At 68.9% G+C, this 15665-nt stretch carries 11 protein-coding genes, 1 tRNA gene and 1 pseudogene; 7 read left to right on the top strand and 6 right to left on the bottom strand.

The features are described 5' to 3' along the window. Positions 1-358 precede the first annotated feature (358 nt). On the top strand, positions 359-931 hold the full coding sequence (locus DQE82_RS05085) for an Ltp family lipoprotein (RefSeq protein WP_198033303.1): 573 nt from the start codon (positions 359-361) through the stop codon (positions 929-931). A gap of 374 nt (positions 932-1305) precedes the next feature. Here DQE82_RS05085 and DQE82_RS05090 read toward each other — a convergent pair. Continuing rightward, positions 1306-1381: transfer RNA gene (locus DQE82_RS05090), tRNA-Arg, on the bottom strand. Between the two features lie 75 nt (positions 1382-1456). Between DQE82_RS05090 and DQE82_RS05095 the strand changes: the two genes are divergently transcribed. After that, positions 1457-1933, top strand: a complete 477-nt coding sequence (locus DQE82_RS05095) for a hypothetical protein (protein ID WP_147265123.1) — start codon at positions 1457-1459, stop codon at positions 1931-1933. 422 nt (positions 1934-2355) lie between these two features. Here DQE82_RS05095 and DQE82_RS05100 read toward each other — a convergent pair whose 3' ends face one another. Beyond that, complete coding sequence (locus tag DQE82_RS05100) at positions 2356-5808, bottom strand: M28 family peptidase (RefSeq protein WP_370446775.1); 3453 nt, start codon at positions 5806-5808, stop codon at positions 2356-2358. Positions 5809-6095: 287 nt separating this feature from the next. On the opposite strand from DQE82_RS05100, the pseudogene DQE82_RS05105 reads away from it, so the two are divergent. Beyond that, a pseudogene (locus tag DQE82_RS05105) lies at positions 6096-8750 on the top strand (LuxR C-terminal-related transcriptional regulator); the annotation flags it as partial. Here the strand turns inward: DQE82_RS05105 and DQE82_RS31420 are convergent. The 3 genes from DQE82_RS31420 to DQE82_RS05115 all read right to left on the bottom strand — a co-directional run bounded on the left by DQE82_RS31420 (position 8736) and on the right by DQE82_RS05115 (position 10965). Further along, on the bottom strand, positions 8736-8855 hold the full coding sequence (locus DQE82_RS31420; RefSeq protein ID WP_223201434.1) for an IS3 family transposase: 120 nt from the start codon (positions 8853-8855) through the stop codon (positions 8736-8738). The pseudogene DQE82_RS05105 and the gene DQE82_RS31420 overlap by 15 nt on opposite strands. A 640-nt stretch (positions 8856-9495) precedes the next feature. Continuing rightward, entirely contained in the window at positions 9496-10647 is a 1152-nt protein-coding gene (locus DQE82_RS05110; RefSeq protein ID WP_069087865.1) for a hypothetical protein, read from the bottom strand. A gap of 6 nt (positions 10648-10653) precedes the next feature. Further along, a complete protein-coding gene (locus DQE82_RS05115) occupies positions 10654-10965 on the bottom strand; it encodes a hypothetical protein (RefSeq protein ID WP_231915649.1) in 312 nt (103 codons plus the stop codon). 61 nt (positions 10966-11026) lie between these two features. On the opposite strand from DQE82_RS05115, the gene DQE82_RS05120 reads away from it, so the two are divergent. From DQE82_RS05120 to DQE82_RS05130, 4 genes are all read left to right on the top strand, one after another. Continuing rightward, positions 11027-11707, top strand: coding sequence for a hypothetical protein (locus tag DQE82_RS05120; protein ID WP_231915650.1), 681 nt, complete (start codon positions 11027-11029; stop codon positions 11705-11707). Continuing rightward, a complete protein-coding gene (locus DQE82_RS31010) occupies positions 11704-12012 on the top strand; it encodes a helicase (end) (RefSeq protein WP_082931159.1) in 309 nt (102 codons plus the stop codon). Before DQE82_RS05120 ends, DQE82_RS31010 begins: the two co-directional genes overlap by 4 nt. Positions 12013-12106: 94 nt before the next feature. Continuing rightward, positions 12107-12673, top strand: a complete 567-nt coding sequence (locus DQE82_RS05125) for a hypothetical protein (protein ID WP_064448560.1) — start codon at positions 12107-12109, stop codon at positions 12671-12673. 2 nt (positions 12674-12675) lie between these two features. Beyond that, on the top strand, positions 12676-13323 hold the full coding sequence (locus DQE82_RS05130) for a nucleotidyl transferase AbiEii/AbiGii toxin family protein (protein ID WP_064448561.1): 648 nt from the start codon (positions 12676-12678) through the stop codon (positions 13321-13323). 831 nt (positions 13324-14154) lie between these two features. Here the strand turns inward: DQE82_RS05130 and DQE82_RS05140 are convergent. Next, positions 14155-15594 (bottom strand): alpha/beta hydrolase, encoded by a 1440-nt coding sequence (locus tag DQE82_RS05140; protein WP_158559964.1) that lies wholly within the window; start codon positions 15592-15594, stop codon positions 14155-14157. Between the last annotated feature and the right edge of the window lie 71 nt (positions 15595-15665).

Consider the following 15665-nt stretch of genomic DNA (forward strand, 5'->3'; position numbering starts at 1 on the left):
ACCCGCTTCCGCACTGACCGGCAACGATTCCGAGACGGAGCCCCTTCGCGCGTCCTCTACACGGGTGGACGCTGCCGTCCCGTCGGGAACGAAGTGACGTACGGCAATCGCAACCGCACGTCCCGCGCCGGCCAACTCATGCAGCAGAACGCGTCAGCGGTCGGACGACATTCCACCAGCAACGGCTGAGGAGATCATCGGCTGAAGCGGGGATGGTTATAGATGGCCCGGCTGAGCAGACTCGCCGTATACGCGGTTACGCACAGTCTCCCGAAGGGTCCCATCAGTGAGCTACAGCGCTCCGCCGCCCCCCGGTTACCCAGCTACGCATTTGCAGCAGCCTCCGAAGAAGCGCCCCGTGCGGCTCATCATCGCAGCGGCCGTCGGCGGTGTCTTGGTGCTCTGCTGCGGCGGAGTGACCATCGCTGCGGCAGTCGGCGGTGGCGACTCACCCCCCGCAAGGAGCGCCGCCGCGGAGGCGACCGCTGCCGCGTCCGTCCCGGCAGAAAGCCCTACAGCAGCACCGTCGGTGGAGATCACCACCGCAGCACCCACTACCCCAACACCCACCACCGCAGCTCCTACGACAACAACACCGAAGCCGAAGCCGAAGGCCACCACCAAGGCGCCGACCGAGCCGAAGGTGTCCGTAGAGCAGGAGAACGCCATCAGGGCCGCCTCCGACTACCTGCAATATCAAGCGTTCTCCCGCTCCGGCCTGATCAAGCAGTTGGAGTTCGAGGGCTACCCGAGGAAGATCGCAACCCAGGCCGTGGATTCTCTGAAGGTTGACTACAAGAAACAGGCTGCCAAGATGGCGAAGGACTACCTCGACACCCAGCCGTTCTCTCGTTCGGGCCTGATCAAGCAGTTGGAATTCGAGGGGTACACGCACGCACAGGCCGTCTACGGTGTCGATCAGGTGATGTGAGAAGGGCATGCGGGTGCCTGTTGCGGCTTTGTCCATGGCGGGTGGCAGGCTCTGGCATGGCTCGCCGTGTCACCTACGGTCGACCGCAGACCATGTCAGTCGGTCGTAGGAGCGCCCCGCATCCGGCGCCTGCCTCGCGCCTCCGGCCAGTTCAAGGCCAGGTTCATCTAGTGGCGGCCGTTGGCGTCTGTGCGGAATTCGGGGTCAGCAAGGACGACCTGTTGCAGTTCTTCGAACGGGTCAGCGACGAGCGAGGGTGGCCGCTGCTGTCAGTCCCGCTCACACAACCGCGTTGCTGCAGCAGATCTCGGCGAGGCGATCGGGCACGCAAGCTCCGGAAGGCGGCACAGTGATCGTTGATCAAACACCTGACCTGGTGCCCCCGGCAGGATTCGAACCTGCGACACACGGTTTAGGAAACCGATGCTCTATCCCCTGAGCTACGAGGGCGCGAGTGCCCAGTCTAGCGGCCTGCCGGTTCACCCGGGGTGGCAGGGAGTGGCCCATCTGGGCCCGGTGACCGCGATGACCGTGACCACCACCCTCGTCGTGCAGGACCCCGTCGACGCCTACGAACTGTTCGCCCACGCCCGCACCACGCTCGGGCTGCCCCTGGACGGCCGATGGCACCTGGTCGACCACGGCCATGTCCACATGCTGCAGACTCTGCCCGGACAGGGCGCACCGGCCCTGGCTAGCGTGCACTTCTCCGTCGACGGCAGCCGGCACCCCGGCGAGCCCGACGCCGGGATCCCCGGCGGCTACGCCCTGCTCGCCTTCACCACCGACAGCGCTGACACCAACAGGACCCAGCGCCGGCACCGCGACCTCGCCGGCCAGACCGGCGCGTGGCTGACCCACCGACGGCTTCGCTGGACCTGGTCACACGCCGACGGGCCCTTCACGACCAACCACGCCGGCCCCATCCGCAGGGGCTTTAGTAACGATCTTGCGACCAGGGGCCAAATAGTTGATCTTTTTGGGGGTCTGCGCGGTCCCTGATCGCTGCCACGATGGTTGACCGCTGTGAGTCGATCTCCTCTGAGCATCGGCGAGCTGGTCGAGCACTGGACCCTTGTCCCTGCTGAGCTGGACCTGGTTGCGTCCAAGCATGGCGAGATACGGCCGGGTTCGCGCTGTTGCGGAGGTTCTACGACCGGTACGGCCGCTTCCCGCGAGGTTGGGCAGATCTGCGCCCGGAGGCGATGGACTTCGCCTCTCGCCAGGTCAAGGCGGAGCCGGGTTACTTGGCGTTCTACGGAGACCAGGGCCAGCGGATCCATCACACCCCCAATCGGCTAGATCAACCCGACAACGCACCCAGAATCCAATCCACGGATTCAGGCTAAGGTCCGGTCCGGCAGCGGAACAGGGGCGCAGGACCTGCGGCAGGGTGGGGCGAGCGCCCCACCCTGCCGTTGAACTCAGCCGATCTGCAGGGTCACGTCGTCCAGCACGAAGCTGGTCTGCAGGTAGGCGTCCTCGGTGCCGGTGAAGGTCAGCGTGACCGTCTGGCCGGCGTACGCGCCGAGGTTGACGGTGCGCTGCGTGTAGCCCGTGGCAGCGTTCATGTTGGACAGCGACGCCACGGTGGTGCCGTTGGCCTTGATCGTGAACACGTCGTAGGCGAGCGCCCAGTACTCGCTCGTGTCGATGTGCAGCCAGTAGGTCAGTACCGCACTGGTGCAGCCCGACGGGATGGTGACGGTCTGGCTGATGGCCTCGGTCGCGGTGTAGCCGTTTCCGCCGAGCCACGCGTACCGGGTGCCGCTGCGCGGCACCTGCCCGATAGAGGTGCCGATCACGCCGGTGGAGCCGGTCCACGGCGAGGTGCCGCTTTCGAAACCGCCGTTGAGGATCAGCTGGGCGGCGGTGCAGCCGCCCGGCCCGCCGGTCACGGTCAGCGTGTACGTGGTGCTGTGCGACACCGAACCCGCGCCGGTGATGGTGATGGTGTAGGTGCCGCCGGCCACCGACGAGCCGACCGCGATGGTGGCGGTCGACGAGCTGCCGGAGGTGACCGACGACGGGCTGAACGAGACCGTTACGCCCGTGGGGGCGCCGCTGGCGGTCAGGGTAACCGTCTGGGCGCTGCCCGAGGTGGTGGCGGTGCCGACGGTGGTCGTGGTGCTGGACCCCGCGTTCACGGTGCCCGACGCGGGGCTGGCCGAGATCGAGAAGTCGTTGGTCGGCGTCGAGGTGCCGACCGCCCGGTTCCACAGCGTGTAGGCGATGCCGTCGGCAGCCCGGTTCAGCGCGGTGGCGTCGATGTTGCTGAGGGTGTCGCACGAGGAGTGGTAGCAGGAGTCGTAGGACTGACCGGCCGTGCCGCCCCACTTCGACGCCTGGGCCGACGTCTTGGTGGCGCTGGCGCCCATCGCGTAACCGGAGGTCGGGATGCCCGCGTTCTGGAACGAGTAGTCGTCGGAACGGCCCTGGCCCTCGACGTTCTCCTCCGGCTGCAGGCTGAGGGAGTCCCAGTACGCCTTCATCGGCTGCGACGCGGTCGAGGTGATGTTGTTGATGAAGTAGCCGCCGTTCTTCGACGCGATCATGTCGAAGTTGTAGTAGGCCTTGATCGCCGTTCGCTGGGTACTGGTCAGCGAGTTGACGTAGAACTTGGAGCCGTTGAGGCCCTGTTCCTCGTCGGTCCACCAGCCGAAGCGGACCTTGTTCAGCATGGTCGGGTTCTGCGCGGCCAGCGCGAGGGCGACCTCGAGCAGCGCCGCCGAGCCGGAGCCGTTGTCGTTCATGCCCGGACCGGCCGAGACGCCGTCCAGGTGGGCGCCGAACATGTAGACGTTGCTCGCGTTACCGCCCGGCCACTCGGCGATCAGGTTCGGGCCTGCACCGCTGGTGCAGCCGGAGGTGCAGGGCTGCTCGGTGACGGTGAAGCCGGCGGCCTGCAGCTTGCCCTTGACGTACGCCACCGACTGCAGGTAGCCCTGGCCGGTCGAGCGGCGGGTGCCGCCGTTGTTGGTGGCGATGGTGCTGAGCTGTGTCAGGTGCGCCTGCACGTTGGCGACGTCGATGTCCGGCGCGGTGCCACCGGGGGTGCCGCCGTTGACCGTCAGCGTGTACTGGGCCGTGTGGGTGACCGACCCGGTGCCGGTCACGGTGATGGTGTACGTGCCCGCGGCCGCGCCGGACGTGGTCGCCACCGTCATCGTGGAGCTGCCGCCCGAGGTGACCGACGACGGGCTGAACGACACGGTGACCCCCGACGGGGCACCCGAGGAGGTCAGCGACACGGTCTGCGCGCTGCCGGAGACGGTGGCGGTGTTGACCGTCGCGGTCACCGAGGAGCCCGCGTTGACGCCGCCCGAGGTGGGGCTGATCGACATCGAGAAGTCGGTGCTGGTCGCGGTGCAGGTCGGGTCGCCGGTCTGGGCCGGGACCGCGACCGCGTTCCACGCGTCCTTGGTCCGGTTGAACAGGACGCACGAGGAGTCCAGGTTCTTCGCGGCGGTCAGGGTCGCGGTGCGGTACTTCTTGTGGGTCATGCCGGAGGTCTTGAGCAGCATGCCGCCGTAGAAGATCTTTCCGGCGGACTGGATGCCGACGCCGGTGACCGACGACGGGCCGCCCGAGCAGATGGGGCTGTTCGGCTTGCCGCCGCCCGGCGCGCTGCCCTCGGCGAGCAGGTAGAACCAGTGGTTGAGCGGGCCGGCGGCCGCGTGTACCTCGGTGTTCGGGATCGACGAGGAGTAGCAGTTCGGGTGGCCACCGACCAGCGAAGGGTTGTACATGTTGCGGATCGGGCCGCTGCCGACGAGGTCGATCTCCTCACCGACCAGGTAGTCCGGGTCGTCGTAGGTGGCGGACTGGTTGGCGTATGCCTCGGTCAGGGCGCCGAAGATGTCGCCGGTGGCTTCGCCGAGGCCGGCTTCGGAGCTGGTGCCGCCGGGGGTGTTCTGGTCGAGGCCGTGGCCGAACTCGTGGCCGACCACGTCCATCGACGAGATCCAGTTGCCTGCCGAGTTCTTGCCGATCGTGATCGTGGAGCCGTCCCAGTAGGCGTTCTGCTCGTTCAGGCCGACCTTGATCGGCCAGCTGCCGCCGTTGCCGTTGTGCCCGTTGCGGCCCAGCCAGGCCGACAGCATGTCCCATTCCTTCTGCGCCGAGTACAGTGCGTCGACGCAGCCGGTCTCCTTGCTGGTGCCCACCCCGTTGCCCCAGCTGTCGTCCGCGCCGGAGAAGACGGTACTGGTGCTGTAGTCCTGGCAGTTCAGGCCGGTGCGCGTGGTGTCGCGCAGGTAGTACGTGCTGCCCGACTGCGACGTGGTGATCGACAACGGGCTGGGCCCGTTCCACTTGCCGGTGCCGGAACCGGCCGCGGCGTCCTCCTGCTTGGCCAGCACCTGGCCGGTGCGCGCGTCCACGAAGACATGCAGGTGGCTGGGCGCCGAGGCGGTGCGCCCGGCGACGACGACCTCCCACGCGAGGCGGGCGGTGCTGTCCTTGACGTGCACCACCAGGGTGCGCGACTCGACCCGGTCGACCTTCGCGAGCAGGCTCTTGGCGGTCTGCTCGGCACGGTCGACGGCGACCGTCGGCACCACCGACACGTTGATCTTCGTCTTGGTGGCGGCCGAGATCGCCCGGATCGCGCCCTTGCCGTCGGCGAGCACGGCGGCGTCGCCGCCGACCACCGGCAGGCCCCGGTAGGTGCGTGTGTAGGCGATGGAGAACAGCCCGTCGACCCACGGGATCACCATGCGCCGGTCGTACTGCTCGAAGGGGCCTTTCGCCAGCGCGTCGTGACCGCCGTCGGCGGCCCGGTCGGCCGCGGAGATCGCCAGCGACAGCGGGCTCTGCGCAACCGTGGGTGTAGGGGGCGGGGTGGCTGCGGTCGACTGGGTGGCCACCCCGGTCACGGTGCCCAGGGTAAGCGCAACCGCGACAGCGGCCGCCATGGCAGTTCTTCGATACATCGCAATCCTCCCGCCGAGATGGGTTGAGGGGTGTGGCAGCAGGGCCCGTGTTGATGGGATCTCCGGCAACCGGTGACAGCTCGGCTTTGGCGATGACACTAGGAACGGCGGAGGCTGGCCGAAATCAGGGCAACCCCTTGCTCTGGTGCGCGAAGGACCGTCGGGCGCACTATGATCCGGTGCCAGATTCTGCGACGGCAGTGAATGCGCATCAGGGGGCCACCGGCACCATGCTGCCGGTGGTACCGGGCGTCGTGCGCGGCGCCCGTCGGGTGGTGCTGTTCGGTCCGCCCGGGATCGGCAAGACCGCTGCGGCCGGTGTACTCGGGCAGCAGCTGGGCATGCCTGTCCTAAGGCTGGCTCCGAGCCCACAGGACGCCCAGGTCCCCTACACCGGACTGCTCGAACTCGCACTGGCCCTCCAACCGCTGCCGGCCGCGCGGGAACTCGCGACCGGAATCGACAAGGCCGTCGGAGTGCCGGGCTCTGCCGATCCCGCCGGGACCGCTCTACGGCTGCGCCGGTTGACCGCCACCCTGCTGCTGGACACCCCGCCTCTGACACTGGTGGTGGACAACGCCCAGTGGCTGGATACGGCCAGCGCGGCCGTCTTGCGTTGGGCACTGCGCCTGGCTCCCGACCTTCCCGTCATAGCCGCAGAGCGAATCTGGCGCCCGGGGAGCGAAGGCCACTGGTGCGGCGAGGACCCCTGTGCGGTACGCATCCCGGCGCTGACACCCGATCAGGTCGCAACCCTGCTGTCGCCGTACCGGCTAACCCCCTACGAGGTCACGCAGACCCACATCCGCAGCGGAGGGAACCCGGCCCTAGCCCTCGCATTCGCCGGGGCCCGCAGCCGCGCCACCGACCTGCCGGCCGCTCAGGGTCTCGTAGACGACCTGGTCCTGCCGCCGGCCGCCCGCCGACTGGTGAACGAATGGCTGGGCACTGTGTCGGCCGAAGTTCAGGAACTGTTGACGGTCGCCGCACTCGACGACCGGCCCGACCGCGAACTGCTGAGCCGCCTCGCCGGCCCGCCCGCCGAAAACCTTCTCGCAGAGGCCGAGGCAGCCGGACTGATCAACATCGGGCAGGTCGACGGGAAGATCCGGTTCGCCGCCGCCGCGATCGGTGCCGAACTCGCGGCCCGACCGCCGGTCGCCACACGCAGGCTCCTGCACGCCCGCCTGGCCGAAGCCAGCCGCGACAGCATCCGCCGCGACCGTCACACCACGCTGGCGGCCGACACCAACGACCCGCAGTCGGCCGACTGCGCCGACCGCGCCGCCGCCCGCGCCCGGCTGCGCGGAGAACCCGCACTAGCGGCCGAGCTCTCCCTGCTCGCCGCCGAACGTACCCCGGAGACCGACGCCGACCTGCTCACCGAACGGGCGCTGACCGCCGTACGCGACGCCGCCCACAACGGCGACCTGCCCCGCGGCCAGGCTGCCGTCCGCCTCGTCCTGAACCACGACAGCAGCCCCGCCAACCGCGTCAACGCCCTCATCGCCCTGATCGACTCAGGCGGACAGCACCTGTACAACGGCGACAAGCTGTTCGCCGACGCACTTCACGAAGCGGCCGGACATCCGGACCTGACCGCGCAGATCCTCGTCCGCCAGGCGATCTGGGCCAACGTCAACGGCGATCCCGACCGGGCGTGCGCCCAGGCTGCCCGGGCCGCCAGCCTCGCCCGGAGCGCTGGCGACACCGCCACCACCGCCATGGCCCTCACGATGCAGGCCCGCATCCAACGCATCCTCGGCCGCCCCCAAGCCGAGACCACGCTCGGCCACGCCCTGTCCCTGCCACGCAGCACTCACATCCCCGTCAACGCCAGGCCCGAACAGCTCTCCGCCCGGCACGCCATCTTCGACGACCGTCTGGACGAAGCCCGCAGCGCACTGCTGCCTCTGCTCGTCGAAGCCGAGCGGACCGGAGACGCCGAAGCCACCGTGGATGTCCTGCGCAGCCTCGCCGAAGTCGAGATCCGCGCCGGACGGTGCGGACTGGCCCTCGACTACGCCGGCCGCGCCCTGTCGCTTACCGACAGAGCCGCCTTGGACCCCGCACCAACGTGCTACACCTCCGCCCTGGTCGAGGGCACCGCCTCGTGCACCGACTCCGCCCTCGCTCACGCACGCCGCGGGGCGGACACCTCCCGCCGGGAGGACAACAAAGTCTTCCTCTCCCGAAACCTCTTCGTCCTCGGACATCTTCTCCTGGTCACCGGGCGTCCGAAAGAAGCCCTGGAGGCGCTGGAAGAGGTCCGTACGCTTGAGAAGCGCCAGCAGGTCCGCGACCCGTCCGTCCTGCGCTGGCACGCCGACCTCGCCCAAGCCCTCATCTCCCTCGGCTACCTCGACCAAGCCCGCAAACTGCTGACCGATACCCGTCGCACCGCGACTGATCTAGATAGAAGCTGCGTCCTCCCCGTGCTCGACCGCTCCCAGGCACTCCTGGAAGCCACCCTGGGCAACTACGATGCGGCCGCCGACCTCCTCACCGCAGCAGCCGACCACCTCCGCCACCTGCCCATCGAACACGGTCGAACCCTCCTGGCCCTCAGCCACACCGAACGACGCGGACGCCGACGCGCCAGCGCCCGCACCGCGGCGCAGAGCGCCGCCGACCTCTTCAGCACGCACCAGGCACACCCCTGGATCGAAGCCGCCACCCGCACCCTCCACCAACTGGAGCCCGTCCCCGCGCACAGCAGTACGCTCCCCTGCCTCACCTCCGCCGAACAGCGCTGCGTCGAGCTCGCCGCCAGCGGAGCGACCAACCGCGACATCGCCACCGCCCTCACCATCAGTGTCAAAACAGTCGAAGCAAACCTCACCCGCGTCTACCGGAAGCTCGGCATCCACTCACGCGTCCAACTCGCGCACCTTGCAGCCCTGACGGCAGCGCCGGCAGAAGCCCTGCAGCCCGGCCTGGCGCATCAGCCTGGCAACGCGTTTGCGCCCACTTCCGACTCCGGTGCCCAGGCGTAACTCGGCGTGCGGCGTAAAGGAGCGGGTTGGGCGAGGATCGCACGTGCTTCCCCGGACAGCATCCTCGCTACGTCAAGTCGCAAAATGCCGTGACGAGGATTTAGAATCGAGAAAGTTGACACAAAAAGCAACAGAGGCGGCCGGTTTGCTACTGTAACCGCCAGCAACGGAGCGCAGCAGCTATCCAATGCGACCAACAAACAGAGGTAATGAACGGCTGAATCGCAGGCAGTCGGCCTACCGACATGCATAGATGACGGTCTTAGGAAACCGATGCTCTATCCCCTGAGCTACGAGGGCGCGAGGGCACAGTCTAGCGACCTGGGGTTCACCTGGGGTGGCAGGGAGTGGCCCCCGTTCACCCACGTTCCCCGGACCGCCGTTCTCCCAGCCCAGGAGCACACCTGAGCACACGAACCCCGGTTTGCGGCCGGCGGTCGGCCATGGTGACCCTCGTTGGCACCGGTCCACCCCGGTCGGCATCCGCTGGAGGAGTCTCCAGGTGACTCTGGTTGATCTTGGCGGGCAGGATGAAGTGGCCGGCGTCGACTGTCTGGGGCGTCACGCTGACACGCCGCACCGGCCCTCCACGATCCTTGCCACACCTTGGCGACGGTCAGCGAAGAACCATGCGTCAGGTGTCGAGGCCTGCGAGGTTGAGGCGTTCGAGCAAACTGGGCTTGCGGGCATGCGCCGCCCGGAGCTCGGCCAGCCGGTGCTGGAACGACGAACTGTCCCCGTCGCGTTCGCTGAGTTCGCGCAGGTCGATGAGGAGTTGCACGGCGGTGTCGTACTCGCGGGGTTTCTTGGTGGCGATGAGCTCGTCGACTCGCTGCCAGGCGGCGGGTTGGTCGACTGCGAGGGTGTCGAGGTGCCGTTGCCGGGCTGCTGCGGCGGACCGTTCGCGGCGGATCCGGTCGCGTTCGCGTTGCTCAGCGTCCCGTCGTTCCCGTTCGGCGCGCAACCCCGCGGCGGTGGAGAGCAGTTCCCCGGCGGTACGGGCGGCTGCCGGGGTGGGCGTATCAGTGCGGTGTGCGTCGCGGTAGCGGCGCAGCAGTCGGTTGCGCAGGTGGCTGTCGCCGCCGGTGATCAGGTCGGTCAGGATGGCGTCCTTGTCCCGAGCGGGCAGCCCGACGACCCAGGTGCGTAGTTGCGCAGCGGTCGGTTCGCCGGAGGTGGCCGGCGGCGGTCCGGCCGCCGCGGCCGCGATCAGGTCGGGGTCGATGCGTAGGAACTCGGCGACGGCGGTGAGGGACGCGTCGAGGGTCCCCAGCCGGGCGGGGACGGGCGGTTCAGGCTCGTCGTCGGCGATCTCGGCGGACTGTACGCAGCGCAGCCAGGCCAGGTACAGCAGGCGCAGGTCGCCGGCGGCGAGGCGGGCCCGGACCGGGATGACGGAGGCGAGGAGGCCGTGGCCGTCGAGGTCCCACTCGTCGGTGCCGTCCTCGTCCTCGTCGTGCAGGTCGATGATGACGTGCTTGCCGGTGGTCCACGCGGATGCGCTGTCCCCTTGGCAGTACTGGGAGACGGTGGCGGGGTCGAGCACGTGTTTCGGTAGCCGCAGCATGAGCTGGCGGGTGCCCCAGTTCGTCAGGTACAGGTGCGCGTCGAAGTACCGCTCCATCAGCGTGCGCGGGTCGCCCTTGAAGTCGCCCCACTCGTAGGTGTTGACGAAGCTGGTGGCGGTGATGTCGGCCCGGGTCGACAGCGACCGAAGCTCGGCCCGCTCCCGGCCGGTGAGGGGCCGGTCGACGGCGGTGAACTCGTAGTACTGGTACTCGCTCACCGTGGCCTACCGTCCGGCCCAGTGCCGGTAGGCGTCGATCCACGCGGCGCCGTCCGGCGCGGGGGTGAGCAACGGCAGGTCGAGGAGATCGATCCTCTGCCGGTGGCGACCTCGGGCGCAGACCGCGACGATGTTGTCCGCCGCCAGCTCGGCCTTCCGTACGGTGGCCTCGACGCCGAGGACGGTGGTGGTGAACGGCACCGCCAGATGCTCCTCGATCATGGTGAACAGGCCGGCGCGCTCGTCCTCATGACCGTCCGTGTCGGCGGTGGCTTCCTCGATCATCGCCTCCAGCGCGGCGTTGTCCTTCGATGCCATCGGCGGAGGATAACGGACCGGTGCCGGGATGTTCGACGCCCGATGCGCGAGGATGGTCGGCATGGGTTCGGTGGCCGAGTTCGTCGATCTTCGGCGGGAGGTGGAGCGGTTACGGGCAGAGAACGCCCGACTGGGACGTCTGCTGGAGCTGCGCGGCCAGGACACGACTGCGGCGCCGGAGCAGTTGTCCGCGCCGGTTGAGCCGCCAGGGCTGGTCACCATGGCTTCGCCGACTCGGGACAAGCTGGCGTTGTTCGCCGACCGGTTCCGGGCCCGGGCCGACGTGTACGCCGTGCGGTGGGACAACGCCCGTACCGGCGCTGCCGGGTGGATGCCCGCAGTCGCCGGTGGCTGGCGTAAGGGTATGGACCGGCGCGGTGCCACCTACCTGCCCCGCACGACGGAGGTCGTCGCGGCGCATCTGGTCGGCGACGTGTTCATGGGCCTATACCCGCTGATGCCCGGCAACACCTGCCACTTCGTCGTGGCCGACTTCGACGGGCCGACGGCGATGCTCGACGCCCTCGCGTACGTGAAGGCGGCGCGAGCCAGCGCGGTGCCGGCCGCGTTGGAGGTCTCCCAGTCAGGCCGTGGTGCCCACGTGTGGGTCTTCTTCACCGGTGCTGTTGCCGCGGCCACCGCGCGGGCCGTCGGCACGGTCCTGCTGCGGGAGGCGATGGTGCTGCGCGGGTCGATGGACCTCCGCTCGTACGACCGGCGCTTGTGCTCCAAGGCGCGATGAGCACCCGCGAACGGCGGACAGTCGTTGACCGGCTCGACGGCGCCAAGGCCGGCCTGCTCGTCATCGGCACCACGCCGTTCATCGGTGAGGGCTTCGACGCCCCCGCCCTCGACACCCTCTTCCTCGCCGGCCCGATCTCCTACGACGGCCTACTCGTCCAATGCGCCGGCCGCGTCATCCGCGCCGCGCCCGGCAAGGACCTCGCCGAGGTCCACGACTACCACGACCCGGCCACTCCCATCCTCGCCGCCTCACTCCCACGCCGCATGCCCGGATACCGGGCCCTCGGCTTCACCAGAACATGAGTACATCCCCTCGCGATCATCATGACTGGTCCGCCGGCTTCCGAAGAATGACGTACGCCAAGCGTGCTGGGCCTAGCCTGGTAGGCTAAAGGCCATGGGCCGGTTCTCCGAGGATGAGCTGCAGGCGGTTGTCTCCCGGTATGAGGCGACGCGGGCCGCCGCGCTGACCGAGCGGGACGAGCAGCTGCGGGCGTTTCACGCGGCCGGATGGCGGCCGGTGGATCTGCAGCGCGTCACCGGGTACAGCCGGGAGACGATCCGTCAGGCGCTACGACCGGAAGTCCGGCGGGCGACGAACCTCAGCCGGCGCAGGATGTCACCCCAGCCGCCAGCGGACTACCAGCCCTACGGCGACCGGAAGCCCTACGTGGTGGCCGAAACCCTCGCCGATCTGCACGGCCCGACCGACGGCTCCGTGACGCTTCCGCGTCACCTCGACTGGTCCGGGCATGCCGAGTACGACCTGAACCGGCCCGCACGCCTGGCCAGCATGTACAAGGTGGTGCTCACCGAAGCCAGCACCGTCGAGGACCTGCACACCTGGCTCGATGCCGACCTCCTCCGGCGGCTCTGGCCCACTCTCTGGCTGCCATCCCAGCTCCGCCAACGCTGGGAGGACGCCTTCCCCGAACTCGCCGCCACACGCAGCAACGCGGCATAGCGGTGGACCCCTTCCACGAACGCCTCGCCCGTACCGGGCTCGCGGCGGCCGACCGATACGGCTTCGCGCTGGCCGGCGGTTACGCGGTCCAGGCCGCTGGGCTCCTGGAGCGGCCCAGCGAGGACGTCGACCTGTTCACCGCCTGGGACCGCCGCGACGAATTCACCGCCGCAGTCGCCGCCGTCGTACACGCCTACCGAGACGACGGCCTCACCGTCGAGACCGAGCGGCAGTACGACACCTTCGCCCGGCTCACAGTCACCGATGGCGCGCGGGTTTCCAAGGTCGAACTCGGCGTGGACTGGCGCGCCAACGAACCGATCCTCATGGCGATCGGACCCGTCCTCCACCCCGACGACGCGGTCGCGAACAAGATGAGCGCCCTCTACGGACGAGCGTTCGCCCGCGACTTCATCGACATCGACGCCACGCTCCGATCCGGCCGCTACACCCGCGACGCCCTCCTCGCCCTCGCGCAGCGCGCCGACCGTGGGTTCGACCCGCGCATCTTCGCCGACGCCCTCGCACAAGCCACCCAGCTCGATCCCGACGACTTCGCCCAGTACGGCGTCACCGGCCCAGCGCTGGACGATCTCTTAAGCCGATTCGCGGAGTGGCGCCGCGAACTGCTCGACTACGAGGAAGGGTGACTCGGCTTCCGACTCACGGCAACGTTGAGCCTGCACCCGCAGTACCCACACGTTCACCTACGTTCCTCGGACCGTCGTTCGCCCAGCCCAGGACCACCCGCGGAGCACACGAACCCCGGGTTGCGACCGGCGGTCGGTCGCGGTGACCCGCGTCGGCACCGGTTGACCCGGGTTGGCATCCGCTTGAGCAGTCTCCATGTGACTTCAATTGATCTCGGCGGGCAGGGTGGGCCGGCTGGCGCGGATGGGGTTGCGTCGGCGGCGAGCAGCCTGGTTCAGGCTGCGGCGCGGATCACCGGTGCCGGTCGAGTGAATTCTTAAGGTCGCGGATGAGTGCCCGGACAACGTCAACGCGCGTCACCAGGCGAGAGCGAGGATGGCTTGCCGATGGTTTCTTTCCTTGCTCGCGCGGTCCGCCCATCAACACCGAGAGATCGGAGTGTGCAATCGCCGAAATGCCCGGCCCGTTGGGTTGTCCCGCGACCGGCCGGGCTGGCTGCGCGACCGGCAGCCTGGCCGATGGCGGTTACCGCATCGGACTCGAGGCCCGGGACACCGTCACCGGCCAGATCCTCGGCCGGGCCGACGTTACGCACGGGCGGGAACAGCGGGCCCACACCACCTCAAGGTGATCAACCAGCGCGCGTACTCCGGCGGTATCTACCGTGGCGCGGGCGCAAAGTGCGCTGGGCACGGCGACCTTCAGGTCGCCGTGCCCGCGGGTCTGCGCGCCGTGGAACAGATCCACCACCTGGCCAGCCGTGACGTACCACGGAACTGCGGAGGCGTTCGGCCAGAACGGCGCGGATGTCAAGCCCTCACGCGTCGACATCAGGAGGGCGCACGACCACCAGCCTGAAGCGGACGAGGGATCCGGCCAGACAAGAGAGTCGTCTGCTCGTCGAGGGACGGGCGGTCGCCCTCACCCACCCGCGCCGAACCATCCGTCGGAACCTCGGGGACCGGCGTTCCCTCGCACTCCGCTCCCCGTTTCGGCAGCTTTCCGTTCAGCAGGTAGTCGTCGATGGCGGCGTCGACGCAGGCGTTGGTGCCGTGGACGACGTGGTAGCCATCGCGCGGAACGCTGAGGAGCCGGTGCCCGAGCAGGTCCGCCATCGCCCGACCGCCCTCGTACGGCGTCTGCGGGTCGAACTCCTCCTGCACGACCAGCCCTGTCGGGTAGCCGCTGCGGCGCAGCTTCACCAGCGGCTCGACCCGCTCCACCGAGCCGAAGGTGCACTCACGCGGAGAAACCGCCGAAGCACCCCAGCCGTAGGGGAAGTGCTCGGAGAAGTAGCGCATGTCCGCGTAGTACACCTTGAGGTCGGCGGGCCATTCGGCCTCGCAGTTGACTGCCTCCCAGACGCCATTGCTGGTCGGCGGCGGGTCGGCCTGGATCTCTTGCTGAAGAGCCAACGCCCGGCCCAGGTCACCCGGCACGTCCGAGGGTGTCTCGACCTGCTGACGCAGCCGGCTCGCCGTCGCTGCGAAGAAGTCCCAGTACGCCACCTCGTTGGTGGCCCCGACGAGGCCGTCGAACTCGGTGCCGTCGTACACGAAATCACCCTGGTCGATCGGGCGTTGCTCCAGCTTCGCCCGGGTCCGTTCGATCGTGGTGCGCACCTGCGACCGGGTGGTTCCCAGCCCGTAGATTCCGTTGCGCTCGGCCACCCACGTCATCCAGGCGTCGGCGGTCCTACGTTGGGCGATTGCCTGTTGCTTCCACGCCTCCCGCCATATCCATTGCGGGTGGATCGCGGAGTCCAGGACGTTGCGGTTCAGTCGCTTCGGAAAAAGCGTGCCGTAGACGGCCGTCACGTACGTGCCGTAGGACTTCCCCATCAGGTTCAGCTGACGCTCACCCAGGACCGCGCGGACGATGTCGAGATCTCTGGCGTTGTTGGCGGTGGTGAAGTAGGGACGCCGGGCACCGTCCGCGCGTTCGCATTGCTGATCACGCCTGCGGAACTCCTCGGTGTACGCCCGCATCTGCGCGTCGGTGAAGCGCGTCCTACCGGACACCTGCACGCTCGTGCCCTCGCACAGCAGAGGCTGCGACTGCCCGACACCGCGCGGGTTGTACCCGATGATGTCGTACCGCGTTGACAGCGCCTCGTACGCCGGGTCCTCCGGCGCGTAGATTCCCTGCCCGCCCGGCCCGCCGGGGACCTCGACCAGTACGCCGAGCCGGTTCGGCTGATCGCTCGCCAGGCGCCGGGAGAGCTCGACGGTCTCCCGGGGACCGTCCGGTCGCCGGTAGTCCAACGGCACCCGCACAGTCGTGCATTCCACCGCCGGGGACGCGCTCCCGGCACGGGGAAGCGCGGACGCCGAAGCATCCG

It is taken from the genome of Micromonospora sp. LHW51205, from assembly GCF_003315815.1.
Taxonomy (GTDB): Bacteria; Actinomycetota; Actinomycetes; order Mycobacteriales; family Micromonosporaceae; genus Micromonospora; species Micromonospora chalcea.

Coding starts and splice junctions, on each gene's coding strand:
- DQE82_RS05095 (WP_147265123.1), top strand. CDS start 1,457: ATGACCGTGACCACCACCCTCGTCGTGCAGGACCCCGTCGACGCCTAC.
- DQE82_RS05115 (WP_231915649.1), bottom strand. CDS start 10,965: ATGGCATCGAAGGACAACGCCGCGCTGGAGGCGATGATCGAGGAAGCC.
- DQE82_RS05120 (WP_231915650.1), top strand. CDS start 11,027: ATGGGTTCGGTGGCCGAGTTCGTCGATCTTCGGCGGGAGGTGGAGCGG.
- DQE82_RS31010 (WP_082931159.1), top strand. CDS start 11,704: ATGAGCACCCGCGAACGGCGGACAGTCGTTGACCGGCTCGACGGCGCC.
- DQE82_RS05125 (WP_064448560.1), top strand. CDS start 12,107: ATGGGCCGGTTCTCCGAGGATGAGCTGCAGGCGGTTGTCTCCCGGTAT.